Source organism: Paraburkholderia sp. FW306-02-B, assembly GCF_058782725.1.
The window spans coordinates 4,315,558-4,340,174 of sequence record NZ_JBYSXZ010000001.1 but is presented as its reverse complement, the minus strand read 5'-3'; the positions used below and the strand labels follow the sequence as shown (position 1 = coordinate 4,340,174).

General features: G+C 62.2%; 21 protein-coding genes. 7 read left to right on the top strand and 14 right to left on the bottom strand.

Annotated elements, in window-relative coordinates; translation table 11 throughout:
* Nucleotides 1-148: 148 nt before the first annotated feature.
* The 3 genes from argC to AC3WOG_RS19500 form a co-directional block, all read right to left on the bottom strand.
* On the bottom strand, nt 149-1,096 hold the full coding sequence (argC, locus tag AC3WOG_RS19510) for an N-acetyl-gamma-glutamyl-phosphate reductase (protein ID WP_492579441.1): 948 nt from the start codon (nt 1,094-1,096) through the stop codon (nt 149-151).
* 315 nt (nt 1,097-1,411) lie between these two features.
* Complete coding sequence (locus AC3WOG_RS19505) at nt 1,412-1,981, bottom strand: flavodoxin family protein (RefSeq protein ID WP_341314073.1); 570 nt, start codon at nt 1,979-1,981, stop codon at nt 1,412-1,414.
* Between the two features lie 219 nt (nt 1,982-2,200).
* Complete coding sequence (locus tag AC3WOG_RS19500; protein WP_492579440.1) at nt 2,201-2,803, bottom strand: YbhB/YbcL family Raf kinase inhibitor-like protein; 603 nt, start codon at nt 2,801-2,803, stop codon at nt 2,201-2,203.
* Nucleotides 2,804-3,071: 268 nt separating this feature from the next.
* Between AC3WOG_RS19500 and AC3WOG_RS19495 the strand changes: the two genes are divergently transcribed.
* A complete protein-coding gene (locus tag AC3WOG_RS19495; RefSeq protein WP_492579439.1) occupies nt 3,072-3,761 on the top strand; it encodes a response regulator in 690 nt (229 codons plus the stop codon).
* A gap of 109 nt (nt 3,762-3,870) precedes the next feature.
* On the opposite strand, the gene AC3WOG_RS19490 is transcribed toward AC3WOG_RS19495, so the two are convergent.
* Nucleotides 3,871-4,557 (bottom strand): orotate phosphoribosyltransferase, encoded by a 687-nt coding sequence (locus AC3WOG_RS19490; RefSeq protein WP_341314076.1) that lies wholly within the window; start codon nt 4,555-4,557, stop codon nt 3,871-3,873.
* Between the two features lie 377 nt (nt 4,558-4,934).
* On the opposite strand from AC3WOG_RS19490, the gene AC3WOG_RS19485 reads away from it, so the two are divergent.
* Nucleotides 4,935-6,167, top strand: a complete 1,233-nt coding sequence (locus AC3WOG_RS19485) for an MFS transporter (protein WP_492579438.1) — start codon at nt 4,935-4,937, stop codon at nt 6,165-6,167.
* Nucleotides 6,168-6,458: 291 nt separating this feature from the next.
* On the top strand, nt 6,459-8,741 hold the full coding sequence (locus AC3WOG_RS19480; protein ID WP_492579437.1) for an NADP-dependent malic enzyme: 2,283 nt from the start codon (nt 6,459-6,461) through the stop codon (nt 8,739-8,741).
* 130 nt (nt 8,742-8,871) lie between these two features.
* On the opposite strand, the gene AC3WOG_RS19475 is transcribed toward AC3WOG_RS19480, so the two are convergent.
* Nucleotides 8,872-12,471, bottom strand: a complete 3,600-nt coding sequence (locus AC3WOG_RS19475) for an indolepyruvate ferredoxin oxidoreductase family protein (RefSeq protein WP_492579436.1) — start codon at nt 12,469-12,471, stop codon at nt 8,872-8,874.
* A gap of 358 nt (nt 12,472-12,829) precedes the next feature.
* On the opposite strand from AC3WOG_RS19475, the gene AC3WOG_RS19470 reads away from it, so the two are divergent.
* Entirely contained in the window at nt 12,830-13,027 is a 198-nt protein-coding gene (locus AC3WOG_RS19470) for a hypothetical protein (RefSeq protein ID WP_492579435.1), read from the top strand.
* A 135-nt stretch (nt 13,028-13,162) separates the two neighbouring features.
* Here the strand turns inward: AC3WOG_RS19470 and hppD are convergent, their stop codons facing one another.
* Nucleotides 13,163-14,260, bottom strand: a complete 1,098-nt coding sequence (gene hppD, locus AC3WOG_RS19465) for a 4-hydroxyphenylpyruvate dioxygenase (RefSeq protein ID WP_492579434.1) — start codon at nt 14,258-14,260, stop codon at nt 13,163-13,165.
* A gap of 199 nt (nt 14,261-14,459) precedes the next feature.
* Between hppD and AC3WOG_RS19460 the strand changes: the two genes are divergently transcribed.
* Entirely contained in the window at nt 14,460-14,957 is a 498-nt protein-coding gene (locus AC3WOG_RS19460) for an Lrp/AsnC family transcriptional regulator (protein ID WP_341314082.1), read from the top strand.
* Nucleotides 14,958-15,039: 82 nt separating this feature from the next.
* On the opposite strand, the gene AC3WOG_RS19455 is transcribed toward AC3WOG_RS19460, so the two are convergent.
* The 8 genes from AC3WOG_RS19455 to paaA all read right to left on the bottom strand — a co-directional run bounded on the left by AC3WOG_RS19455 (nt 15,040) and on the right by paaA (nt 21,313).
* On the bottom strand, nt 15,040-15,708 hold the full coding sequence (locus AC3WOG_RS19455; protein ID WP_492579433.1) for a GNAT family N-acetyltransferase: 669 nt from the start codon (nt 15,706-15,708) through the stop codon (nt 15,040-15,042).
* Between the two features lie 232 nt (nt 15,709-15,940).
* A complete protein-coding gene (locus AC3WOG_RS19450) occupies nt 15,941-16,549 on the bottom strand; it encodes a TetR/AcrR family transcriptional regulator (RefSeq protein WP_492579432.1) in 609 nt (202 codons plus the stop codon).
* Between the two features lie 14 nt (nt 16,550-16,563).
* Nucleotides 16,564-17,376, bottom strand: a complete 813-nt coding sequence (locus AC3WOG_RS19445; protein WP_492579431.1) for a DUF1835 domain-containing protein — start codon at nt 17,374-17,376, stop codon at nt 16,564-16,566.
* Between the two features lie 149 nt (nt 17,377-17,525).
* Entirely contained in the window at nt 17,526-18,614 is a 1,089-nt protein-coding gene (gene paaE / locus AC3WOG_RS19440; protein WP_492579430.1) for a 1,2-phenylacetyl-CoA epoxidase subunit PaaE, read from the bottom strand.
* A 1-nt stretch (nt 18,615) separates the two neighbouring features.
* Nucleotides 18,616-19,158 carry a 1,2-phenylacetyl-CoA epoxidase subunit PaaD gene (gene paaD, locus AC3WOG_RS19435; RefSeq protein ID WP_492579429.1) on the bottom strand — a complete coding sequence of 181 codons (543 nt, stop codon included), beginning with the start codon at nt 19,156-19,158 and terminating at the stop codon, nt 18,616-18,618.
* A gap of 21 nt (nt 19,159-19,179) precedes the next feature.
* Nucleotides 19,180-19,983, bottom strand: coding sequence for a 1,2-phenylacetyl-CoA epoxidase subunit PaaC (gene paaC / locus AC3WOG_RS19430; protein ID WP_492579428.1), 804 nt, complete (start codon nt 19,981-19,983; stop codon nt 19,180-19,182).
* A gap of 8 nt (nt 19,984-19,991) precedes the next feature.
* Nucleotides 19,992-20,276, bottom strand: a complete 285-nt coding sequence (gene paaB / locus AC3WOG_RS19425; RefSeq protein ID WP_007179854.1) for a 1,2-phenylacetyl-CoA epoxidase subunit PaaB — start codon at nt 20,274-20,276, stop codon at nt 19,992-19,994.
* Between the two features lie 38 nt (nt 20,277-20,314).
* Nucleotides 20,315-21,313 carry a 1,2-phenylacetyl-CoA epoxidase subunit PaaA gene (gene paaA, locus AC3WOG_RS19420; protein WP_492579427.1) on the bottom strand — a complete coding sequence of 333 codons (999 nt, stop codon included), beginning with the start codon at nt 21,311-21,313 and terminating at the stop codon, nt 20,315-20,317.
* A 216-nt stretch (nt 21,314-21,529) separates the two neighbouring features.
* Between paaA and AC3WOG_RS19415 the strand changes: the two genes are divergently transcribed.
* Both AC3WOG_RS19415 and AC3WOG_RS19410 read left to right on the top strand, forming a co-directional pair.
* Entirely contained in the window at nt 21,530-23,155 is a 1,626-nt protein-coding gene (locus AC3WOG_RS19415) for an NAD(P)/FAD-dependent oxidoreductase (protein ID WP_492579426.1), read from the top strand.
* 72 nt (nt 23,156-23,227) lie between these two features.
* Nucleotides 23,228-24,496: an SGNH/GDSL hydrolase family protein gene (locus AC3WOG_RS19410; protein ID WP_492579425.1), complete on the top strand. Its 1,269-nt coding sequence runs from the start codon at nt 23,228-23,230 to the stop codon at nt 24,494-24,496.
* Nucleotides 24,497-24,617 lie beyond the last annotated feature (121 nt).

Genomic DNA, 24,617 nt, shown 5'->3' with positions numbered 1-24,617 from the left:
CGATTTTTATTTTTGAAGTAATGCGGGCTACTACCGATTAACTGCGAAAGATAGATTTGATGCGCGGGTTTTTAAAACAGAAAAGCCGGTCTTTGCAAACCGGCTTTTCTGTGGATTGACGGTCGATGCCGTCAGGATCGCGGACGTATTAGCGTTTCAATCCGCTTTCCTCAGCGGCGCCGATCGCGAGGTTCATACACTGGATCGCCGCGCCCGATGCGCCTTTACCCAGGTTGTCCAGACGCGCGACGGTCACGAAGCGCTCTGCGTTGCCGAACGCGAACAGGTCGACGCGGTTGGTGTCGTTGTTCGCCTGCACGTCGAAGAAGCCGCTGTCGAGGTTTGCGTCCGCATCGAACGGGGCAACGTGCACGAACGCCTCGCCCGCGTAGTATTCGGCGAACAGTGCCTGCACGTCTTGCGGCGTTGCGTGCTTGGCCAGCTGATTCGGCGAGAAGAAAGTGGTGACCGCCAGACCCTTGTAAAAGTCGCCGACGATCGGCGTGAACACCGGTGCCGACTTCAGGCCGGTATGCGCCGCCATTTCCGGCAGATGCTTGTGCGTGAGACCGAGCGCATAGGGACGTGGGCTTTTGAGCTTGTTGTCACCGCCTGCCTCGTAGTCGGCAATCATCTTTTTTCCGCCGCCGCTGTAGCCGGTGATCGAGTATGCGTGCGCGGCGAAGTCCGGCGCCACGACGCCCGCTTCGACGAGCGGACGCATTGCCAGCACGAAGGCCGACGCGTGGCAGCCCGGCACGGCGATGCGTTTCGCGGTGCGCAGACGTTCGCGTTGCGAGCGAGCCAGTTCGGGCAGACCGTAAGCCCAGTCGGCGGAAGTACGGAACGCCGTGCTGGCATCGATCAGCACGGTGCGATCGTTGTCCACCAGCGAGGCGGATTCGCGCGAGGCGACGTCCGGCAGGCACAGGAACGTGACGTCCGAGGCGTTGATGAGACGACGGCGCTCGTCGAGGTCCTTGCGCTTCGCTTCTTCGATGCGCAGGATCTCCACGTCGGCGCGTTGCGACAGGTATTCGAAAATCTTCAGGCCGGTCGTGCCTTCCTGTCCGTCGACAAAAACTTTCGTGCTCATCTCGATCTCACTGACTTGCTTGCTGGAAATGGGGCGCGGCACCGCGCCGGAACGTTATTTTAAGACCTGATGGCGGCGGCCGTGCAAAACGGGGTGAAAAAACGACGATGCGCGCCAAACATGACATCGGAGTGACCGGTTATGCGGCAGATGCAAGCCGTTGACCGTGGGTTCTGAGCAGATTGTCGGGCGGAGTGTGCGGGGGCGCACCGCGCGCCTGTCAAAGCGCGCGGCGCCTGCGGCAAAGGCCCGCCCCGCAGGCGCCGCGGCTTCGGGACGCAAGCGGCTCGAGCTGACGCGCTAGCGGGCTGCCAGCTAACGGGCAGCAATCCACCGTGCCGTGACCCCGGCGATGCGGGCACCGAACATCCGCGCCGTTTCCAGATCGCCCGCGGGCGGCGCTTCTTCCGGCGAAGCATCCGCCGGCGATTGCGCCAGCAGACCGGTGAATCCGCCCACATAGTTCAGATCGTTGCGGGTCGCGGCCTTGGTGTTCGACGGCATCATGCCGGTACCTGCCCAGATCATGCTGTGTTGCATGGCGAGTGTGACGAAATACTGGATGGTCGAGAACTTGTCGCCGTTCATGGTCGCCGAGTTGGTGAAGCCAGCGGCGATTTTGTCCTTCCATGTCTGGCCGAACCACGGTTTCGAGCTGGCGTCGGCGAATTTCTTGAAATCGGCGGAAGGGCCGCCCATGTAGGTCGGCGCGCCGAAGATGATCGCGTCGGCTGCAGCCAGCTCGGCCCAGCCTGCGTCGTCGATTTCTCCGACCGGCATCAGCCGGCCGTCCGCGCCGGCTTCGACGGTGCCCGCCAGCACGGCCTCGGCGACTTTCTTCGTGTGGCCGTAACCGCTGTGATAAACGATGACGATCTTCGACATGGCACTCTCCGGCAAGGTGAAAAAGGGAATGGGTCAAGCACGGCAAAGGTGCGCGCATGCGTCGGCGCGACATCGGCAAGCATCGCGTACACCGGTCTGCTGCACATTAGCGTGCGCGGATGACAGAATTTCCGCTCGGGTGGCAATCCGATGCAAGCCGTGCGCCCATTCGCGCACCGGCTCGACGATCCGTGAACTCGAGCATGAGGACGGCCGGCGCTACCGCCCGTAATTGACCACCATCCGCGCACTGCCGAGCGTCGCGGTGCCGATCTCGTGATCGAACATCAGCGCGGGGCGCCCTTGCGCGAGCCGCAGGTCGGCGGTGCTCAGCGCATAAACGGTGATCACATAGCGATGTGGCTTGCCGGGTGGCGGGCAAGGGCCGCCGTAACCGTCGATGTCGAAGTCGTTGCGCGCTTCGACCGCGCCGAGTTTTTTTAGGAAGCCGGACGAACTGGCGTTTTCAGGCAAGCGGTCGACGGTGGCGGGAATGCCCGCCACCGCCCAATGCCACCAGCCGCGGCCGGGCGCATCCCCATCGAATATCGTGACCGCGAAGCTGCGCGTGCCGGTTGGCGCGTCGTGCCACGTCAATTGAGGCGAGCGGTTGCCGCCTTTGCAGTCGTCCTGATTGAAAACCTGCGCGGTATCCACCGTGCCGCCCGCACGGAAGCTGGCACTGGTGAGCGCGAATGCGCCTTCGGCGAGCGCGTGAGGGCCATGCGCCGCCACTAGCGCGAGACTCAGCATCGCGCAGGTGAAGGACGGTAGACGGCGGTGGGGCGAAGCAAGCGAAACAACCAGGCAACGCGAGCGCATGTGCCGGTTCTCCTGTCAGGGCGCGAGGCGGTCGTCCTCGCAATCATTATTGTCCCTATTTTTTGCCCCAAGGTCGAATCAAGTCTAACATTAGCCCCCGTTGATCGTTGGGTACCCAGTTCGCGGGCTTGGTTTGGGGGAAATCGGCTATAGTCGGAGGAAATTGTCTGCGTGGACAAAAGACAGCGCACCCGAATAGTTCGAATACACAGAATAGAAAGGCATGGCGGAAGTTTGGGAGAGTGGTTTATCAGTCGAGGGGAAAGCAATGCCTGATCTAGTCAGGGTCGTGGTGGCCGATGACCATCCGGTGATTCTGTTCGCCGCCGAACAAGCTTTGCTCAAGATTTCAGGGATGCAGGTGGTCGCGCGTGCGCGCCAGTCGACCGAGTTGGTGAAGGTGCTGCAGACGGTTGCCTGCGACGTGCTCGTGACGGATCTGGCGATGCCAGGTGGCCAATACGGCGACGGTCTGCCATTGATCGGCTATTTGCGCCGCAATTTCCCCAACCTTCCCATCGTCGTGCTGACGATGCTGGAGAACGCCGCGTTGCTCAAGCGGCTGAGCGAACTCGGCGTGACCTCGGTCGTCAACAAATCGGACGATCTGAGCCATATCGGGCTCGCAGTGCAGCACGTCAGCCGTAACCTCGAATACATGAGCCCGTCGGTCAAGGCGGCGCTCGATACGCTGCGCATGAACGCCGGCGGCAAGAGCGACGAGGTCATGCTGTCGAGGCGTGAACTCGAGGTGGTGCGCCTGTTCGTATCCGGCATGACGATCAAGGAAATCTCGGCGCAGCTCAATCGCAGCATCAAGACGATCAGCACGCAGAAGAACACGGCGATGCGCAAGCTCGGCATCGATCGCGATTCGGAGTTGTTCCAGTATGCGCAGAGCAACGGCTTGCTGAATCTGTCGTCACACTCGGTGGATGGTACTGGCGGCGCGTCCTAGCTGCTGCTGTGCTTTAGTCCCGCGGGGCGAGGCCGATGAAAAAAGGCCGCCTGTCTTTCCGACAGGCGGCCTTTTTTATTCCATCCGCGTCGAGCGGCTACGCTGCAGCTTACTGCGGCGTCGAGGTTGCGCCGCCGTGCGCCGCCGACCATTCGGCCGGTGCGTGGAGGAATTTTTCCACTTCGTCGAGCGTCTTGGTGTCGAAGTAACCCGCTTGCTTGGCGACGCGCAGGACGTCCCACCACGTGGCAAGCGCGTGCAGATCGACGTCGATGTCTTTCAGCACCGACACGCTTTCCTTGAAGATGTTGTAGTGGAACAGCACGAAGCAGTGGTTAACCGTGGCGCCGGCGGTGCGCAGCGCGTTGATGAAGTTGATCTTGCTGCGGCTGTCGGTGGTCAGGTCTTCGACCAGCAGCACGCGTTGGCCTTCGGTCAGCAAACCTTCGATCTGCGCGTTGCGGCCGAAACCCTTCGGCTTCTTGCGCACGTATTGCATCGGCACCATCAGGCGGTCGGAGAGCCATGCCGCGAACGGGATGCCGGCGGTTTCGCCACCGGCGACCGCGTCGATCTGCTCATAGCCGACGTCGCGCAGGATGGTGGCTTCGGCCATTTCCATCAGACCGCGGCGCACACGCGGATACGAGATCAGCTTGCGGCAGTCGATATAAACCGGGCTCGCCCAGCCGGACGTAAAAATGTACGGTTTCTCCGCGTTGAAGTGCACTGCTTGCACTTCCAGCAGCATCTTGGCGGTGGTGTCGGAGATCGTCTGGCGATCGAAGCCTGTCATGGGCGGATCCTTGGGTGTGAGCGGGGGAAGGCGGGCGCGGAGCCCGGTGGCGCAGCAAGCGGCGTATGCCGCGCCGTTGTGACCGAAATGCCGGGCGGAATACGCAACCGGTCAGTGGAGTGCGGGCCGGTGTTTGCTGCGCGCGTAGCCCGACATTTTACCCGAATTGGGCCCTGCCGAGGAGGCCGTCGTGCGTGCCGACGGCGAATGGCGGTCATAACGGTCTCGCTGAACGAGCCTTTCAAGCTTCTGTTGGGCTCGCTTCGCTGCTCGCTTTTTGGCTTGCTTGTGAGCGGCCAGGCCCGCCTTTACACTCACGCGAATTTCCCGGGCGGCCGTGCGTCGATGCCGCCCCTATGGCCTACGGAACGCTTTCAATGACAGCCGCATCTTCTGCTACCGACACCCGTGCACCCGTCAAAAGTGGCTACGCCGGCCGCGCGTTGATCGCCTCGGTGCTCGGTTACGCGATGGACGGCTTCGATTTGCTGATCCTCGGTTTCATGCTGCCGGTGATTGCCGCCGATCTGCATCTGTCGTCCGCGCAGGCCGGCTCGCTAGTCACGTGGACGCTGATCGGCGCCGTGGCCGGCGGGCTGATCTTCGGCGTATTGAGCGACTATTTCGGCCGCGTGCGCATGCTCACGTGGACGATCCTGATCTTCGCCGTGTTCACCGGCTTGTGCGCCGTGGCGCAAGGCTACGCCGACTTGCTTGCCTACAGGACGATTGCCGGGGTTGGCCTCGGCGGTGAGTTCGGTATCGGTATGACGCTGGTGGCCGAAGCGTGGCCGGCTTCGCAGCGGGCGCGCGTGTCGTCGTATGTCGGGCTCGGTTGGCAACTCGGGGTGCTGGCGGCCGCGTTGCTGACGCCGCTGCTGTTGCCGGTGATCGGCTGGCGCGGCATGTTCGCGCTCGGTTTGCTGCCGGCGGTGGTGTCGTTTTTTGTGCGGCGGCGGGTCGAGGAACCGGCGCTGTTCGCCGAGCGCGTGGCGCGCGGGATGCGCAAGCTGCCGCTGAAACTGCTGGTGACGGATGCACGCACGACGCGCGCCAGCATCGGCGTGGCGATTCTTTGTTCGGTGCAGAACTTCGGCTATTACGGTCTGATGATCTGGCTTCCGAGCTATTTGTCGACGACCTTCGGCTATTCGCTGACGAAGTCCGGACTGTGGACTTCCGCGACGGTTCTCGGCATGGCGTGCGGCATCTGGCTGTTCGGCATCGCCGCCGACCGCTTCGGTCGCAAGCCGACCTTCCTGGTCTACCAGGCGGGCGCCGTCGTGATGGTGTTCGTCTACGCCCATCTGACGACGCCGATGGCGTTGTTGATCGGCGGCGCGGCAATGGGCGTGTTCGTCAACGGGATGATCGGCGGCTATGGCGCGCTGATCTCCGAGCTTTATCCGACCGATGCACGCGCCACCGCGCAGAACGTGCTGTTCAACGTCGGACGGGCGGTAGGCGGCTTCGGTCCGGTCGTCGTGGGCGCGTTGGCGGCACGCTATTCGTTCGGCGCAGCGCTCGTGTTGCTCGCGTCGATCTATCTGCTCGACATCTTCGCTACGCTGTTTCTGATCCCCGAACGACGCGGCGCCGCGCTCGAATGACACGCGCGCGGCAGCGAGCAAAACGCCCGCTGGATGCGGCGCTGCAGCATGGCGGCGCCCTGTTTCGCCGATGGTGAGCCGCGTTAACCACTCAGTGCATCGACGCATTCGGGGTGTACACTAACCGACCCGCGTAGCACTCCGCACCGTCTTGTCCTCCGCCGAGGTTCGACGCCGCGCCCAACCGGCGCATGTGAAAACCGCCGCAGTCGATTATCTATTCGATAGACGCAAGCGACGCCTACGGTGCAGTGTGCCGGGCCCAATTTCTTACGTCTCGCAGGCCAAAAAATGGACGAACAACTTAAGCAAAGCGCTCTCGCATACCACCAGAATCCGAAACCCGGCAAGATTTCGGTCACGCCCACCAAGCCGCTGTCGAACCAGCTCGACCTGTCGCTCGCGTACTCGCCGGGCGTCGCCGCGGCCTGTATGGCGATTTACGAAGAACCGCTCGACGCGCAGAAGTACACCTCGCGCGGCAACCTCGTCGGCGTGATCACGAACGGCACAGCCGTGCTGGGCCTCGGCAACATCGGTCCGCTCGCCGCGAAGCCGGTGATGGAAGGCAAGGGCTGTCTCTTCAAGAAGTTTGCCGGCATCGACGTGTTCGACATCGAACTCAGCGAATCCGATCCGGACAAGCTGGTTGAAGCGATCGCCATGCTCGAGCCGACTTTGGGCGGCATCAACCTCGAAGACATCAAGGCGCCGGAATGCTTCTACATCGAGAAGAAGCTGCGTGAGCGCATGAAGATTCCAGTCTTCCACGACGATCAGCACGGCACCGCGATCATCGCTTCGGCGGCGATCCTGAACGGCCTGAAAGTGGTCGGCAAGAAGCTCGACGAAGTGAAACTGGTGTGTTCGGGCGCGGGCGCTGCGGCGATCGCGTGTCTGGATCTGCTGGTCAACCTCGGCCTGTCGAAGAAGAACGTGCTCGTCGCGGATTCGAAGGGCGTCATCTACGAAGGCCGCGGCAACCTCGATCCGTCGAAGGAACGCTACGCGGCGAACACCGAAGCGCGCTCGCTGGCTGACGCGATCCGCGGCGCCGACGTGTTCCTCGGCTGCTCGAGCGCCGGCGTGTTGAAGCCGGAAATGGTCGCCGAAATGGGCACGCAGCCGCTGATTCTCGCGCTGGCGAATCCGGAACCGGAAATCCGCCCGGAAGACGCGAAGAAAGTGCGCCCGGACTGCATCATCGCGACTGGCCGTTCGGATTACCCGAACCAGGTCAACAACGTGCTGTGCTTCCCCTTCATCTTCCGCGGCGCGCTGGATGTCGGCGCGACCACGATCACCGAAGAAATGAAGCTCGCGTGCGTGCGCGCCATTGCAGAGCTGGCCGAAGAAACCGATCAGGGCGATGAAGTCGCCAAGGCTTACGAAGGTCACTCGCTCGAATTCGGTCCTGAATACCTGATTCCGAAGCCGTTCGATCCGCGCCTGATCATCAAGATCGCGCCGGCTGTCGCGCAAGCCGCGATGGACTCGGGCGTCGCGACCCGTCCGATCAAGGACATGGACGCGTACCGTGAAGAACTCGGCACGACCGTGTACCGCACCGGCATGGTGATGCGTCCGGTGTTCGCCGCGGCGAAGTCGGAGCCGGGGCGCATCGTGTTCGCCGAAGGTGAAGACGAGCGCGTGCTGCGCGCCGCGCAATTCGTGCTGCTGGAAAAGATCGCCAAGCCGATTCTGGTCGGCCGTCCGTCGGTGATCGCGATGCGTCTGAAGAAGATGGGCTCGAAGCTCAAGTGTGGCGAAGATTTCGAGGTCGTCGATCCGGAAGACGATCCGCGCTATCAGCAATGCTGGCAGGCATACCACGAACTCGGCGCGCGCGAAGGCGTGACGCCGGACGTCGCGAAGGCCGCGATGCGCAAGTTCAACACGCTGATCGGCGCAATCCTGGTGCGTCTCGGCGAAGCGGACGGCATGATCTGCGGGATGATCGGCCAGTACCACACGCACCTGAAGTTCATCGAGCAAGTGCTGGGTAAGGCGGAAAACGTGGAGAACTTCGCCGCGATGAATCTGCTGATGCTGCCGGGCCGCAACCTGTTCATCTGCGACACGTACGTGAATGAAACGCCGACCGCCGAACAGCTCGCCGACATGACAATGTTGGCATCGCGCGAGATCGAGAAGTTCGGCATCACGCCGAAGGTCGCGTTGCTGTCGAATTCGAACTTCGGCAGCGCGCCGTCTGCGTCGTCGCAACGCATGACGGCGGCACGCAAGCTGATCACCGAACGTGCGCCTTCGCTCGAGATCGACGGTGAAATGCACGGCGATGCTGCGTTGTCGGAAGTGGTCCGCAAGGCCGCGTTCCCGGGCACGACGCTGACCGGCGAAGCTAACCTGCTGATCATGCCGAACGTCGAAGCGGCGAACATCGCGTACAACCTGCTGAAGATGGTCGGTGGCGAAGGCGTGACGGTTGGTCCGTTCCTGCTGGGCGCGGAAAAGCCAGTGCACGTCCTGACGCCGGCTGCGACCGTGCGGCGCATCATCAACATGACGGCAGTGGCTTCGGCTAATGCGCGTAAGCGGGTGAACGCACAGTAATGCGGATGGGTTGACGGTCGAGGCGGCGCCGCATCGCGGCGTTCGCAGCAAGCCTGCAAGAGCGCCACGGAAGCGGATTCCGTGGCGTTTTTTTATTTCAGACTCATGCAAGCCGATTAAGTCAGCGGGATCACGCCGCGTGCTGAGTCTTTCCTGCTTCCGGCGAGCGCCAACGCGTCAGCAACTCGTTCCACTTGACCCGCACGCCCTTCAGGTTGTTTTCCTTAATGTGGCCATAGCCGCGGATGCCGTCCGGCAGATTCGCCAGTTCGATTGCCAGTTCCCGCTTCGTCGCCGTCAGGCCGCCGATCAGCTCGCGCACCAGTGCCTCGTATTCGACAATCAGCGCGCGTTCGGTGCGACGTTCCTCCGTCTTGCCGAACGGGTCGAGCGCCGTGCCGCGCAGGAACTTGAGCCTGGCCAGCAAGTGCATTGCGTTGAACACCCACGGGCCGTACTTCTTCTTCACCAGGTGGCCTTGAGCATCCTTCTTCGAGAACGTTGGCGGCGCGAGGTGGATGTGCAGCTTCCAGTCGCCTTCGAAATTCGCCTTCAGTTTTTCGATGAACGCCGGATCGCTGTACAGACGCGCGACTTCATACTCGTCCTTGTACGCCATCAGCTTATGCAGATTCTTCGCGACGGCTTCAGTCAACGGCAACTGGCCGTCGATCGAATCGAGCGCCGATTCCGCCACCCGCACTTGCGACACCAGTGCGCGATAACGGTCCGCGTACGCGGCGTTTTGCCATGCGGCGAGGTAGTCGGCGCGCTTGTCGATCAGCGTGTCGAGCGCCTTCGGCGTGTGCAGCGAGACGATCTTGCTGCTCGCCGTTTCCGCGGCGTCGCCGCGTCCTTGCGACTGCGCGAGCTTGCGCACGGCAGCCAGATCGTGCGCGGCGCGACGGCCCCATTCGAACGCCGCACGATTTTTCTCGACCTGCACGTTGTTCAGTTCGATCGCGCGCATCAGCGACTGATACGTCAGCGGTACCCAGCCGCGTTGCCATGCGTAACCGAGCACGAAGGGGTTCGTATAGATTGCGTCGCCGAGCAGCGCGACGGCGAAGTGATTCGCGTCGACCGTATCGACACCCTCGTCGCCGGCGCCGGCGCGCACATCTGCTTCCGTGCTGCTGCCCGGGAAGCGCCAGTTCGGGTTCTTGATGAGCTCGGCCGTCGGCGTGTGTGCGCTATTCAGCACGACGCGCGTGCGGCCCACCTGCATCCGCGAGACGCATTCGTCGCTAGCGGTGACGATTGCATCGCAGCCGATCACGAGACTGGCTTCGCCCATCGCGATGCGTGTCGCGTGGATGTCGGCTGGCTGGTTGGCGATCTGCACGTGGCTCATCACGGCGCCGCCTTTTTGCGCGAGGCCGGTGACGTCGAGTACCGTGACGCCCTTATTCTCGAGATGCGCGGCCATACCGAGCAGCGCGCCGATCGTCACGACGCCGGTGCCGCCGACGCCCGTCACCAGTACCCCGTAAGGACGTGCGATAGACGGCAGTTGGGGTTCCGGCACCGGTGGCATCGCATCGCCGACAATGCCTGAGGCTGCCTTCGGCTTACGCAGTTGCCCGCCTTCCACCGACACAAAGCTCGGGCAAAACCCGTTCACGCACGAGAAGTCTTTGTTGCAGGTCGACTGATTGATCTGGCGCTTGGTGCCGAACTCGGTATCGAGCGGCTCGACCGACAGGCAATTCGACTTCACCGAGCAATCGCCGCAGCCTTCGCACACGGCCTCGTTGATCACGACGCGGCGCGCCGGATCCGGATACGTGCCGCGTTTCCTGCGACGGCGCTTTTCAGTCGCGCAGGTCTGGTCGTAGATCAGGATCGTCGTGCCGGAAATCTCGCGAAGCTGGCGCTGCACCTCATCGAGTTTGTCGCGATGATGGATGTCGGTGCCCGGGGCGAGGCCGACGTTCGCGCTGTACTTCTCCGGTTCGTCCGTGACGATCACGATCTTCGTCGCGCCTTCGGCGGCAAGTTGATGCGTGATTTGCGGCACGGTCAGCACGCCGTCGACCGGCTGGCCGCCCGTCATGGCGACCGCGTCGTTATAGAGAATCTTGTAGGTGATGTTCGCTTTCGACGCGATTGCCGCGCGAATGGCCAGCAGGCCCGAGTGGAAGTAGGTGCCGTCGCCGAGGTTGGCGAACACATGCTTGTCGTTGGTGAACGGCGCCTGGCCGATCCACGCGACGCCTTCGCCGCCCATCTGGCTGAAGGTGCTGGTGCTGCGGTCCATCCACACGGTCATATAGTGACAGCCGATGCCGGCCATCGCGCGTGAGCCTTCCGGCACATTGGTCGACGTGTTGTGTGGGCAACCCGAGCAGAACCACGGCTTGCGCTCGGCTTCGACGCGCGGCCGCGCCAATGCTTTTTCCTTCGCTTCGATCACGGCGATACGCGTGGCGATGCGAGCGCGCACGTCGGACGGCAGGTCGAATTTGTCGAGCCGCGTGGCGATCGCCTTGGCGATGATCGCGGGCGACAACTCGTAATGCGCCGGCAGCAGCCAGTTGCCCATCGGCACCGACCATTCGCCGCCCGCGCCGTCTTTTTCGTCGAACTTGCCGAACACCCGCGGACGTTGCGCGTCCGGCCAGTTGTACAGCTCTTCCTTGATCGCGTACTCGAGAATCTGGCGCTTCTCTTCGACCACCAGAATTTCGTCGAGGCCGCGTGCGAAGGCGTGCGCGCCTTGCGCTTCGAGCGGCCATACGCAACCGACCTTGTATAGACGGACGCCGATACGCGAACAGGTGTCGTCGTCGAGACCAAGATCGGTCAGCGCCTGACGTACGTCGAGATAGGCCTTGCCGCCCGTCATGATGCCGAAGCGCGCATTCGGCGAATCGATTTCGACGCGATCCAGTTTGTTCGCGCGCACGTAGGCGAGCGCCGCGTACCATTTGTAGTCGAGAAGACGTGCTTCCTGGACCAGCGGCGGATCCGGCCAACGGATGTTGAGGCCGCCCGCGGGCATCGCGAAGTCGTCCGGCAGAATGATTTTCGTGCGGTGCGGATCGATATCGACCGAGGCCGACGATTCGACCACGTCGGTCACGCACTTCATCGCGACCCACAAGCCGGAATAGCGGCTCATCGCCCAGCCGTGCAGGCCGAAGTCGAGATATTCCTGCACGTTCGACGGGAACAGCACCGGCAGACCGCAAGCCTTGAAGATGTGTTCGGACTGGTGCGCGAGCGTCGAGGATTTGGCCGCGTGGTCGTCGCCTGCCAGTACGAGAACGCCGCCGTGCGGCGAGGAGCCGGCCGAGTTGCCGTGCTTGAAAACGTCGCCGCTGCGGTCGACGCCCGGGCCTTTGCCGTACCACATCGAGAACACGCCATCGTACTTGGCGCTCGGGTACAGATTGACCTGCTGCGAGCCCCACACGGCGGTCGCCGCCAGGTCTTCGTTGACGCCGGGCTGGAACACGACCTGGTGTGCGGCGAGATGCTTTTGTGCCTTCCACAACGACTGGTCGAGTCCGCCGAGCGGCGATCCGCGATAACCGGAGATGAAGCCGGCGGTATTGAGTCCCGCAGTCCGGTCGCGTTCCTGCTGCAGCATCGGCAGACGCACCAGCGCCTGGATGCCGCTCATATAGGCGCGGCCGCGTTCGAGGGTGTATTTGTCGTCGAGCGTGACGGAAGACAACGCGGCTTCGAGCGAGGCTCGCTGACCTGCGTCTAGCGGGGCATTCATTATGTGTACTCCTCCACCGAGTTTGGGATCGCCAAAACTTTTTTTGACCGCCGCATCTTGTGAATGCGTAAGGCCGGGGTCGCCATATTGACGTGTTTTAAGCGATGGTAGCACTGGTGAAAACCCGCCGCTTTGGGGCAAAAATGCGGCGCCGCAGCGCGCTTTGCGAGGCGTTGCGCCGGATTGCCTTCACCGCCGGCTGCGTGGGTCTCGCCGCTGTAACAAGCTGTAAAATCTTCAAAACTGCGGAACCGAGGTTGAAATGTCTGTCTAATCCCCCACCTGTGAGCAATGTCCGCGCAACGCTCCGCATTCGGTGGAGCTTCACGGCAGCAGGGCAGTCAGAAAAGGAGTACGCATGAACACGAGAAATATCCAGACGTTCCTGATGGTCTCGGCCGCATTCTTCGCAATGAGCGCACCGGTGCGCTCGGGCAGCGCAGGGACGCTGTCGTCGAACGCAGTCACCCGCACAGCTCAAGTCGCGCCGGCACGCATGGCGGTGGGGCGGGTAACACCATCCACGAAGGCCGACGAGGAAGAGCAGAATTCGTGATGCGTCGCTGATGCGATGTGTCGGTTGAAAATCCGGCCGTTGTCTGGCTGCGGACAACGGCGCAAACGACAAAGGGCGAAGATCTTGCGATCTTCGCCCTTTTTATTTCAGCAGACCCGCCTTGCTACAGGGACGTTAAACCTTGTCCTGCACCACGCCGCGGCGGATCTGATCCAGTTCGATCGATTCGAACAACGCCTTGAAGTTGCCCTCGCCAAAGCCCTGGTTGCCCTTGCGCTGGATGATCTCGAAGAAGATCGGGCCGATCTGGTTTTCGGTGAAGATCTGCAGCAGCAGGTCATCCGGTGCGCCGTCGATCAGGATCTTGCGCTTGCGCAATTCGTCGAGCGGCTCGCCGTGATTCGGCACGCGGCGGTCGACCAGTTCATAGTACGTGTCGATCGTGTCGAGCAGCGAGATGTTCGCCGCGCGCAAGCCGTCCACCGTACGATAGATGTCGTTGCTACCGAGCGCGATGTGCTGGATACCTTCACCGTGATACGCGTCGAGGTATTCCTGGATCTGGCCGGCCGTGTCCGACCCTTCTTCGTTGATCGGAATGCGGATCTTGCCGCACGGCGAGGTCATCGCCTTCGACTTCACGCCCGTCACCTTGCCTTCAATGTCGAAGTAACGCACTTCGCGGAAGTTGAACAAACGCTCGTAGAACTCCGCCCATTCCTGCATGCGGCCGCGGTGGACGTTGTGCGTCAGATGGTCGATGTAGGTGAGGCCATGGCCGACCGGGTTCGGGTTCGCGCCCGCAATCGGCTCGAAGTCGACGTCGTAAATGTCGATGTTGCCGATGCTGTTCGACTCAGCGCCGTTCTTGCCGCGCCAGCGGTCGACGAAATAGATCAGCGAGTCGCCGATGCCCTTGATCGCCGGGATGTTCAGTTCCATCGGACCGGTTTTGTTGTCGAAGCCCCAGGCGCCTTTTTCCAGGGCCAGCTTGTAGGCCTTTGCGGCGTCCTGCACACGGAAGGCAATCGCGCAGATCGACGGGCCATGCAGGCGCGTGAAACGTTGCGCGAATGAATCCGGTTCTGCGTTGACGATGAAGTTGATTTCGCCTTGGCGATACAGCGTCACATCTTTATGACGATGCCGCGCGACGGCCGTGAAGCCCATTTGTTCGAACAGCTTGCCGAGCGCCTTCGGATCTGGCGCGGTGTATTCGATGAATTCGAAGCCGTCGGTACCGACCGGGTTGTCCCAAGTTGAAACCTGCATTGTCTGTCTCCTGTGTCGACCAGAGTTAGCGCTTTAGCGCTTACTCTGGTCCCATGCAAAGCTAAGGGGCAGGGCGCACATGACGCGACTGAATGACGCAAGTGTAAAGGCGGACCCGCGGCGAAAACTTGCGAACTTAATCGCATGCCGATACGCTGGCGCTATTTTCTAGCTCAATTTTTCACGTGGACAGCAGAAAATGGCCAATATAGAGATAGACGCTATCGACCGGCGTATTCTGGCGATCCTTCAGGAGAATGGCCGGTTGTCGAATCAGGAGATCGCGGAGCGTGTCAACCTGTCGCCTAGCCCATGTTTGCGGCGTATCCGCAGGCTGGAGGAGAGCGGGGTAATTCGCGGTTATGTCGCGCTGCTTGACGCACAAAAGCTTGGGCTCGATCTGCTCGCCTACGTCAATGTGCGGCTGGAAAAGCGCCGCGGTCCGGCGCTCAGTCCGCGCGGCGACGCCACGCATGCCGATCTGTTCCGCGCAGCGGTGCAGACGTGGCCGGAAGTGGTCGCATGTCACGCGATGACTGGCGACATGGATTACCTGCTGCGTGTGCAGGTTGAGGATATGGCGCACTTTTCACGTTTCGTGCAGGACCAGTTGCTGCACCATCCATCTGTAATCGATGTGAAGACGAGCTTTTCGCTCGAAAAGTTCAAGGAGACGACGGCGCTGCCGATTTTGTAAGTGCCGGGCGCCACGCGCGGCAGGAAAACAAAGAGGGCGGCCTTGACCGCCCTCTTTGTCATTTCCGCCCGAAGTAGGCCGCTTACGCTGCGGCTGCTGCCGGCATAAACGATTCGAAAAGCTTCGATGTCTGACGTGCCTGACGCTTGAGCGCGTAGTCGAACACCGCAGCTTGCTCCTGCAGCATTTCCGCGATGATGCTCGATTGATCCGCCGGCGGCAGCGTCAGATAGGCGTCGGCTTCACCGTACGCGTATTCGATCTTCATGCCGGCCTTCTTCGCGATGTGCATCATGGTCGAATTGCGCGACAGGCAGTGCATATAGAGCGTGGTGACATGCGTATTGCGGCTGCGGATGGCGGCGCGCTCGAAGAGCTTGGAGCCGATACCTTGACCGCGCACACTTTCCAGCACAGACACGCCGAACTCGGCCGTGCGCTTATCGCCTTCGGCCGGCAGGTAAGCCAGATGGCCGACGCCGGTCAGTTGCAACTGACCGTTGAACACGCCGAAGACGGTGTCGCGCGTGAAATCGATTGCGCGGACGTAGTTTTCGATGACGTGGTCCGGCACGATCTGACCGAAGCGCAGCAAGCGATCGTCTTCGTCGAGTGCGAGGAAGTGGGTGAGTAGCCGTTCGCGGTCGACGGCGGTGAGTTCCCGAACCAGAGCAGGCACGCGACCAGCTGGCTGCAACGGGCGATCGTCTGCAACGATCGGCTCAGCGGCACGGGGTGTAAGCATGTTCATGGTCAGGTTCTCCTTGTGATCAAGCGGTTTGGTGCACCGCAAAAGCGATTTTAGCGGAAACGCATATCGCACACTAGGGAAAACCCGTATCAAAATTTGAGCGGATTGCCTAAAAAGTTTGCTCCCTATTTTTAGGTAATTGATTTTCAAGGAAAAATTAATTGAACGAGCGTTCGTGGCAAAGTGTCGCGTATCGGCGACTATTTCGTCGCAACATTGTTGCCGTGCGCAATCACGCCTGCGCTGCGCTCAATCCGTGGTCCACCATGCCGACCACCTGCTCGGCAAATTCCCGATAGCCCATCCGCCCGTCTGGCTTGAGCCAGGTGAAGGTCCAGTTGATCATGCCGAACACCATCATCGTGAGGGCGGTCTGGTTTTCGCGCGTTGCGCGCTCCGGATAGGCGCGCGCCAGTTGCCGCGCGAAAGCCGCGACCACGTCGCGCTGGCGGTTCAAAATGACCTCGCGCTGGGTGTCGACCAGATATTTCACGTCATTCAGGAGAGCGACGTGCCGGCTGTGCGACGTCTCGTACTCCGACAGAAACGCGCGGATCAATTCGGCGAACGTTTCCCGTTCCGTCAATCCACGGCGTTGGCTCGCGCCTTCTACCTCGGCGATGATCAGCATCAGCCGCTTCGTGTAACGGTCCAGCAGATCGAACAGGATCGCTTCCTTGCTGGCGTAGTAGTGGTACAGGCGCGCTTTCGAAGTGCCGCTCGCGGCGGCGAGATCGGCCATCGACGTGCTCGGATAGCTGGTTTGGGCGAATTTCGCTGCGGCTAATTCGAGAATCTGGTCGCGCTGGGTTTCGTGGTCGGGGGCTCGGGTGCGGGCCATAGTCGTTGATTTTATTAGTGTGGACAGGGAGTCAGAGCGGCGCACAGCTCCAGCGTGCGCCACGCGGTCGCGTCGCCGCGCAGCTTGATGCGCCTGCTCGCGGCCAGTTCGCGCAAGCGCCACAGCACAATGCTGTCGCTGACCAGGAACCAGAGTTCGGCGGTCATCAATTCGGCGGCAATTCGTGCGGCCGGCTGCCAGGCGTCGCTCGCGTGCTCAAGAATCAGCGCGTCGAGGTCAGCGAAGCTGCCGCTCGTGAACGTGTTGTCGCGCCAGCGCCGCGTCTCGCCGTTCGCCTGTTTGACTTCCTGCCATTCGAGCGCGAGCCGGCTGATCCGTAGCACCGAGATCGGCGCGGCGTCCAACAGACGGGCTTGCAGTACGGTCGGCGGGAACATGCCGACGGACGTCGCGCGGTCCCTCCGGCTGTGCGCCCACGCGCCCGGATCGGTGAGGTCGTGAATCGACAGGCGCACGTCGTTGACCCGCTGCGGGCTGTTACGCAAGTGATAGCAGACGCGGCGCAGCATCAGTTGATCGGACGCGCTTTCGCCGTGCCAGACCACCAGATTCGCGTCGCCGCCCGCGATCGTTTCCAGCGCGGCCGTCTGCTCGCGGAATTCTTGAAGGAAATCACGCTTCGTGTCGGCGCTGACGCGATCCCAGAAGTCTGCCCGCACGTCAGGCGCGTCGTCGACGCCGCGTAGCGGGCCGACTGCCAGATCGTCACGCAGCGCGTGCACGCGTTCGTCGCGGCCCGTCTCGTGCAGCGCGGTGCGCAGTGACTCGGCGGCAACATCGCCGTTGGTGAGGTGGATCGTGCTCATCGGCTGTGGCTCGGACTGGCAAATAACAAAAAGGGGCCGCTCGTCGATGCGGACGATTGTCCGATCAATGAGCGGTCCCTAGTGTAAGCGGATCGCGGACCTGCTGAAAGCACTACGGCCGTCACATGTCAGCCGCGCTGTGTCCCAATTTAACGCTCGTCGTAGCTCACCACGACGCGATCGCTGATCGGATGGCATTGGCAGGTGAGCACAAAACCGTCGCGAATTTCGTGTTCTTCCAACGTGTAGTTCTTTTCCATCTTGACCTCGCCCTCCAGCACTTTTGCGCGGCAAGTGCAGCAGACTCCGCCCTTGCATGCGTAAGGCAACGCGAGGCCGGCGCGCAAGCCGACGTCGAGCACGCTCACGCCCTGATACGGCAGACGCAGTTTGCGCTTCTTGCCGTCGAGGACGATTTCGAGGTCCGCGGCGGGGGTGTCGTCGGTGATTTCGACTGGCGGCACGCCGGCTTGCGGCAGCGGCGAGCCGAAGCGTTCGACGTGCACCTTCTCAGGCGGCACACCGGCGGCTTTCAATGCGGCTTCGGCGGCGTCCATCATCGGGGCGGGGCCACAGATGAAGGCTTCGTCGATCGCATCCGCCGGCAACAGGTTCTCGATGAAGGCCGCGCATTTTTCCTGATCGAGCACGCCGTTAAACAACTCGACGTCCTGCAGGTCGTCGGACAGCACGTGATAAAGCACGAAGCGGTTCATGAAGCGATTCTTCAGATCTTCAAGCTCTTCCGCGAACATGATCTGATCGACGCTACGGTTGCCGTACACCAGCGTGAACGTGCTGCGCGGCTCGATCTCCAGGGTCGTCTTGATGATCGCGAGCACCGGCGTGATGCCCGAGCCGCCGGAAAACGCGATGTACTGCTGGCCCTGGTCCGCGTTCAGATGCGTGAAAAAACGGCCGTCCGGCGTCATAACGTCGATCGTGTGGCCGGGTTGCAGCGTGTCGAATGCGAAGTTCGAGAAACGCCCGCCGCGCACGCGCTTGATGCCGATGCGCAGTTCGCCGTCCCGATCGTAATCGGTGACGCCGACGCAGATCGAATACGAACGGCGCATTTCCTCGCCGTCGATGTGCGTTTTCAGCGTGACGAACTGGCCCTGCGTGAAGCGGTATTGATCGCGCAGTTCGACAGGAACTTCGAAAGCGACCGAAACCGCGTCGGCGGTTTCGGGCCGCACTTCGCGGATACGCAGCGGGTGAAATTGCGGGGTAGCCATATCAGTATGGTTTGAAGTAGTCGAAGGGTTCGCGGCAGTCGAGGCAGCGGTACAACGCCTTGCAGGCCGTCGAGCCGAATTGCGCGAGGCGTTCGGTATGGGCCGAGCCGCAACGCGGGCAGCAGGGCGCCGGTAGGGCGCGCGGCATGAAGCGAACCACGTTTTCCCGGGACGGCGCGGTGCTGCCGCAGTTGCCGGTAGGCGGAGCGATACCGTAGGCGCGCAGCTTTTCGCGCGCGTCCGCGGTCATCCAGTCGGTGGTCCATGCCGGCGCGAGCACGGTGGTGATCCGGTAGGGCTTGAGCTCCGCCACTTCGAGCGCATGGGCGACGTCTTCCGCGATCTGCGACATGGCCGGGCAGCCGGAGTAGGTCGGTGTGATGACGACTTCCAGCGCGCCGTCGGTGGCACGGCGCACGTCGCGCAGAATGCCGAGCTCACGAATCGACACCACCGGGATTTCCGGATCAGGCACCGTTTCGAGCACGGCCCATGCGCGTTCAAGCGCGGCGTCGGCGGTGAATATGGCAGTCGAGGTCGTCATCGTCAGGTTCCGTTGAAGCGCTTACCAGGTGGCGCCGGGATGCTGGCGCGCGAGGCTCTGCATTTCGGCCAGCACGAAGCCCATGTGCTCTGAATGCTCGCCGTGCTTGCCGGTCGTGACGTGCTTCACCGCTTCGGGCAGCGTCAGCGTGGCTTCCTCGAGCGTGGCGCGCACGTCGTCGAGCCATGCCGCCTCGAGTTCCGACGTTCGCGGGCCGATCCCGGCGGCGGCGATGGTCTCCTCCACGGCGTCCGCGCTGAAGAACTCACGCGTGTACGGCAGCAGATAATCGAGCGCGGCTTGTGCGCGGCGATGCGATTCGTCGGTGCCGTCGCCGAAACGGATCAGCCATTCGCCGGCGTGATGCACGTGATAGCTGGTTTCCTTGATCGATTTCGACGCGATCGCCGCGAGCTGCTCGTCCGTCGACGTGGTGAGCGCCGTCCACAGATGTGCCATCAGCGTCGAGTACAGAAAATTGCGCACGATCGTGACCGCGTAGTCCTTCTCCGCTTGCGCGGTGCCGGCGAGCGGGCCGTAATGCGGCAACTCGGCCAGCGTGTAGTTGGCGAACTCGCGTTCGGCGCGGAAGTACGCGTAGTCGTCTTCGGTGCGGCTGTTACCCGTGAGCTGCTGTTCCAGCGAGGCGGCGTGCGTGTACAGCAGGCGCGCCTGGCCGATCAGATCGAGGCTCATGTTCGACAGCGCGATGTCTTCTTCGAGGATCGGGCCGTGGCCGCACCATTCGGAATTGCGCTGACCGAGGACCAGCGCGGTATCCGCGAGGCGCAGCACGTATGACAGATGTTGGGGCGTGATGTTCATGTCCGCGCTTACATATGGTTGACTTCGTCGGGGAGCGTGTAGAACGTCGGGTGGCGGTAAATCTTGTCGCCAGCCGGTTCAAACAGCTCCGCCTTGTCTTCGGGCGCGGAAGCCGTAATCGCCGACGATGGCACCACCCAGATGCTCACGCCTTCCTGGCGGCGCGTGTAGACGTCGCGCGCCATGCGCAGCGCCATCGGCGCGTCGGCGGCGTGCAGACTGCCGCAATGCTTGTGGTCGAGTCCCTGCTTGCTGCGCACGAAGACTTCCCAAATCGGCCATTCCTTGTTCATGCTGATCTCCTGATTCTTTGCCTGGTTTGTCGCCCGGTTCAGGCGGCGTGCTGCTGCGCACGCTGGCGCTGCTTTTCGGCGTGGGCGAGGGCGGCTTCGCGCACCCAGGCGCCGTCGTCGTGTGCTTTCACGCGGGTGGCGAGGCGTTCGCGATTACATGGGCCGTCGCCATTCACGACGCGCCAGAATTCTTCCCAGTCGATGTCGCCATAGTCGTAATGGCCGCGTGCTTCGTTCCACTTCAGGTCCGGGTCCGGCAGCGTGACGCCGAGCACCTTGGCCTGGTCGACGGTGGCGTCGACGAATTTCTGGCGCAGATCGTCGTTGGAAATGCGCTTGATGCCCCATTGCGACGACTGATTGCTATGGATCGAGTCTTTGTCGCTCGGGCCGAACATCATCAGCACCGGCCACCACCAGCGGTTCACGGCCTGCTGGACCAATTCGCGTTGTGCTTCGGTGCCGCTCATCATCGATATCAGCGCGTCGAAACCCTGGCGCTGATGGAACGACTCTTCCTTGCAGATGCGGATCATCGCGCGAGCGTAGGGGCCGTAGGTGCAGCGGCACAGCGGAATCTGGTTCATGATTGCCGCGCCGTCGACCAGCCAGCCGATCACGCCGACGTCTGCCCACGTGGGCGTTGGGTAATTGAAGATGCTCGAATATTTGGCTTTGCCCGAGTGCAGTGCGGCGATCAGCTGGTCGCGCGACACGCCGAGCGTTTCGGCCGCGCTATATAGATATAGGCCGTGGCCGGCTTCGTCCTGCACTTTGGCGAGCAGGATCGCCTTACGCTTCAGGCTGGGCGCGCGCGTGATCCAGTTGCCTTCCGGCAGCATGCCGACGATCTCCGAATGCGCGTGCTGCGAGATTTGCCGCACCAGCGTTTTGCGGTAGGCCTCAGGCATCCAGTCCTGCGGCTCAATCTTGCCGTCGGCGGCCATGACCGCATCGAATTGAGCCTGCTCGGGCGCACTCGCACCCGCATCGAGCGGGGCGACGTTGCCGGGGATATCCAGGGATTGCGTGTACATAGGGACGCTCTCAGCGGAAGTTGTCTGTGTCTGCGCAGTATAAATCAACCGACCGGTCGGTTAATAAATTTTTTAGGATGAAGTGAGTGTCTCGATAGAGGGCTACTGGCGCCGCGCACGACGCGTTTCGCGACGGCCGCCGCCCCGCGCCGACGCATAACCTATAAAATTATGAATTGGCCGCGATTTGCGGCCTTCCTGCATCCCCCGGTACTCATGCTACGTCTAAGCGAAATCAAACTCCCGCTCGACCATCCCGAAAGCGATCTCGAAGCAGCGATCCTCGCGCGCCTCGCAGAACTCGGTGTGGCTGCGGACGGCCTCCTCCGATACACCGTGTTTCGCCGTGCGCACGATGCGCGCAAGCGCGCCGACATCAAGCTGACGTATATCGTCGATGTCGAGGTGAAAGATGAGGCGGCCGCACTGAAGCGGCTCACCGCCGTCCCGCACTGTGGCGTGACGCCGGATATGACGTACCATTTCGTCGCCAAAGCGCCGACACAATTGACCACGCCGCGCCCGGTCGTGATCGGCATGGGCCCGTGTGGCCTGTTTGCTGGCCTGATCCTCGCGCAAATGGGCTTCCGGCCGATCATCCTGGAGCGCGGCAAGGCGGTGCGCGAGCGCACCAAGGATACTTTCGGCCTGTGGCGCAAATCGGTACTGAATCCCGAATCCAATGTGCAGTTCGGCGAAGGCGGCGCGGGTACGTTTTCGGACGGCAAGCTTTATAGCCAGATCAAGGACCCGAAGCATTACGGCCGCAAGGTGCTCGATGAATTCGTCAGGGCAGGCGCGCCGGAGGACATCCTTTATCTGAGCCGCCCGCATATCGGCACCTTCCGGCTCGTCAGCATGGTCGAAAAGATGCGCGCGACCATTCATGAACTCGGCGGCGAGGTTCGATTCGAGACGCGGGTCGACGATATCGAGATCGATCAGGGCAAAGTGCGCGGGCTGAAGTTGTCGACCGGCGAAACCTTGCGCTGCGATCACGTGGTGCTGGCGGTCGGCCATAGCGCGCGGGACACCTTCCAGATGCTGCACGATCGCGGCGTCTATCTTGAAGCGAAGCCGTTTTCGCTTGGTTTCCGGATCGAGCATCCGCAGGGTTTGATCGATCGCAGCCGTTTTGGCAAGTTCGCGGGCCACAAGCAGCTGGGCGCCGCCGACTATAAGGTGGTGCATCACTGTAGCAACGGGCGAGCGGTCTACAGCTTCTGTATGTGTCCAGGCGGCACCGTAGTGGCGGCAACTTCCGAGCCTGGCCGCGTGGTCACTAATGGCATGAGCCAGTACTCACGGGCGGAGCGCAATGCAAACGCGGGGATTGTCGTCGGCATTACGCCGGACGATTATCCGGGCGGCCCACTCGCTGGCATCGCCTTTCAGCGCAAGTGGGAAGAGCGGGCGTTCGAGCTGGGCGGTGGGAATTATCAGGCGCCGGGTCAACTGGTCGGCGACTTTATTGCTGGCCGGCCGTCCACGTCGCTGGGTTCGGTGGTGCCGTCATACAAGCCTGGCGTACATCCGACCGATCTCAGCACCGCGCTGCCCGATTACGTGATCGAAGCGATTCGTGAAGCGCTGCCGCAGATGGACAAGAAGATTGCCGGATTTGCGATGCATGATGCCGTGCTCACGGGCGTTGAGACGAGAACGTCATCGCCGATTCGGGTGCGTCGCCGGGACGATTATCAGAGTATGAATGTCGAGGGGCTGTATCCGGCCGGCGAGGGAGCAGGGTATGCCGGCGGGATCTACTCGGCAGCGATCGACGGGATCGAGGTGGCAGAAGCATTGGCGCTGAAGATGACCGGGGCGCAGACCGCCGTGTGAGTGGGGCGGGGCGACCGCGGTGGCCGGGGCGATCGGGCACAATGCACGTTTCGCCTCGAACCGACCACCCGAATGACCATTCGCATCCTGGCCGCCGCATGTGGCGCGGCGCTGCTGTCTCAATTTGCCGTTTCCCCGACTGCTTTCGCCGCCGACGCCCCTGCGCACTGGGTCACCACTTGGGCGACGGCGCTGCAACCCATTCCCCAGCGAGCGGATTTACCGCCGTTGTACTGGGCTCCGGAGGTGGCAGGGCGTACGGTTCGCCAGATCGTCTACCCGACGCTGTCGGGAAAATCCGCACGAATCCATCTCAGCAACGAGTACGGTAAGACGCCGCTGGTCATCGACGATCTACGGATTGCGCGCTCGGCCGGCGGTGCAGCGGCGCAAGGCAATGGTGACGCGCGCGTGACATTTGGCGGCAGGACGGCCGTGAGTATCCCGGCCGGCGCCGAGCTGGATAGCGATCCGGTGGTGATCGACATCGCTGAAGGCGCGCCATACGCGATCAGCGCGTTCATGGGGCCGGAGCAGCGAATCGCGGCGTGGCATAGGGTATCGAGCCAGGTGAATTACGTTTCTGCCCCGGGCAATCACACCGCCGACCCTTCCGCCGATTCATTTCGTGGCCGTTTTACGCACTACGTGTGGGTGACCGGCTTGTCGGTGGAGGCGCCTGCATCGGCTACTGTTGCGGCGATCGGCGATTCGATCACCGACGGTATGCGCTCCAGCCTCAATCAGAATCGTCGCTGGCCGGACGCGCTGGCACGCCGGGTCGCCAGTACCGGCGATCGGTCGACTGCGATCGTCAATCTCGGTATCAGCGGCAACCGTTTGCTTAGCGACTCCCCTTGCTACGGCGACGCGCTCGTCAAGCGCTTCGATCGCGACGTGTTCGAACACCCGGGCGTCAAGACGGCGATTCTGCTGATCGGCATCAACGACATCAACTTTGCAGAGATGCCTGCTCACAGTGGTCTCGACTGCGATTTCCCGCATACCTCAGTGACGGCCGCTGATCTGATTGCCGGCTATCAAAGGGTGGTCGCTGCCGCACGGCAACGCGGCGTGAAAGTATTCGGCGCGACGCTAACGCCGGCATCCTTGCCGGCGCCGCGCGAAAGTATTCGGCTTGCTGTCAACCAATGGATCCGAACCAGCCGCGCGTTCGACGGCGTGGTGGATTTCGACGCCGCGCTGCGCGACCCGGCACAGCCGGAACGTCTGCAACGAGCCTACGATAGCGGCGACCACATCCATCCCAGCGACGCAGGCTACGCAGCAATGGCTCAGGCGGTCCCGCTGGACGCCGTGGCGAATTCAACCCGGAAATGACTCGTCAAAAAAATATCTTGGTCAAACCCTTGTCACATTGCTGATGTTCGCCTAATATTCGCCTCCTCGTTTGCGAACGAGCGCCGCTGCAGAAGCCAGCGGCCGTAGCGCCAACAAGGTT

Coding starts and splice junctions, on each gene's coding strand:
- argC (WP_492579441.1), bottom strand. CDS start 1,096: ATGAGCACGAAAGTTTTTGTCGACGGACAGGAAGGCACGACCGGCCTG.
- AC3WOG_RS19505 (WP_341314073.1), bottom strand. CDS start 1,981: ATGTCGAAGATCGTCATCGTTTATCACAGCGGTTACGGCCACACGAAG.
- AC3WOG_RS19500 (WP_492579440.1), bottom strand. CDS start 2,803: ATGCGCTCGCGTTGCCTGGTTGTTTCGCTTGCTTCGCCCCACCGCCGT.
- AC3WOG_RS19495 (WP_492579439.1), top strand. CDS start 3,072: ATGCCTGATCTAGTCAGGGTCGTGGTGGCCGATGACCATCCGGTGATT.
- AC3WOG_RS19490 (WP_341314076.1), bottom strand. CDS start 4,557: ATGACAGGCTTCGATCGCCAGACGATCTCCGACACCACCGCCAAGATG.
- AC3WOG_RS19485 (WP_492579438.1), top strand. CDS start 4,935: ATGACAGCCGCATCTTCTGCTACCGACACCCGTGCACCCGTCAAAAGT.
- AC3WOG_RS19480 (WP_492579437.1), top strand. CDS start 6,459: ATGGACGAACAACTTAAGCAAAGCGCTCTCGCATACCACCAGAATCCG.
- AC3WOG_RS19475 (WP_492579436.1), bottom strand. CDS start 12,471: ATGAATGCCCCGCTAGACGCAGGTCAGCGAGCCTCGCTCGAAGCCGCG.
- AC3WOG_RS19470 (WP_492579435.1), top strand. CDS start 12,830: ATGAACACGAGAAATATCCAGACGTTCCTGATGGTCTCGGCCGCATTC.
- hppD (WP_492579434.1), bottom strand. CDS start 14,260: ATGCAGGTTTCAACTTGGGACAACCCGGTCGGTACCGACGGCTTCGAA.
- AC3WOG_RS19460 (WP_341314082.1), top strand. CDS start 14,460: ATGGCCAATATAGAGATAGACGCTATCGACCGGCGTATTCTGGCGATC.
- AC3WOG_RS19455 (WP_492579433.1), bottom strand. CDS start 15,708: ATGAACATGCTTACACCCCGTGCCGCTGAGCCGATCGTTGCAGACGAT.
- AC3WOG_RS19450 (WP_492579432.1), bottom strand. CDS start 16,549: ATGGCCCGCACCCGAGCCCCCGACCACGAAACCCAGCGCGACCAGATT.
- AC3WOG_RS19445 (WP_492579431.1), bottom strand. CDS start 17,376: ATGAGCACGATCCACCTCACCAACGGCGATGTTGCCGCCGAGTCACTG.
- paaE (WP_492579430.1), bottom strand. CDS start 18,614: ATGGCTACCCCGCAATTTCACCCGCTGCGTATCCGCGAAGTGCGGCCC.
- paaD (WP_492579429.1), bottom strand. CDS start 19,158: ATGACGACCTCGACTGCCATATTCACCGCCGACGCCGCGCTTGAACGC.
- paaC (WP_492579428.1), bottom strand. CDS start 19,983: ATGAACATCACGCCCCAACATCTGTCATACGTGCTGCGCCTCGCGGAT.
- paaB (WP_007179854.1), bottom strand. CDS start 20,276: ATGAACAAGGAATGGCCGATTTGGGAAGTCTTCGTGCGCAGCAAGCAG.
- paaA (WP_492579427.1), bottom strand. CDS start 21,313: ATGTACACGCAATCCCTGGATATCCCCGGCAACGTCGCCCCGCTCGAT.
- AC3WOG_RS19415 (WP_492579426.1), top strand. CDS start 21,530: ATGCTACGTCTAAGCGAAATCAAACTCCCGCTCGACCATCCCGAAAGC.
- AC3WOG_RS19410 (WP_492579425.1), top strand. CDS start 23,228: ATGACCATTCGCATCCTGGCCGCCGCATGTGGCGCGGCGCTGCTGTCT.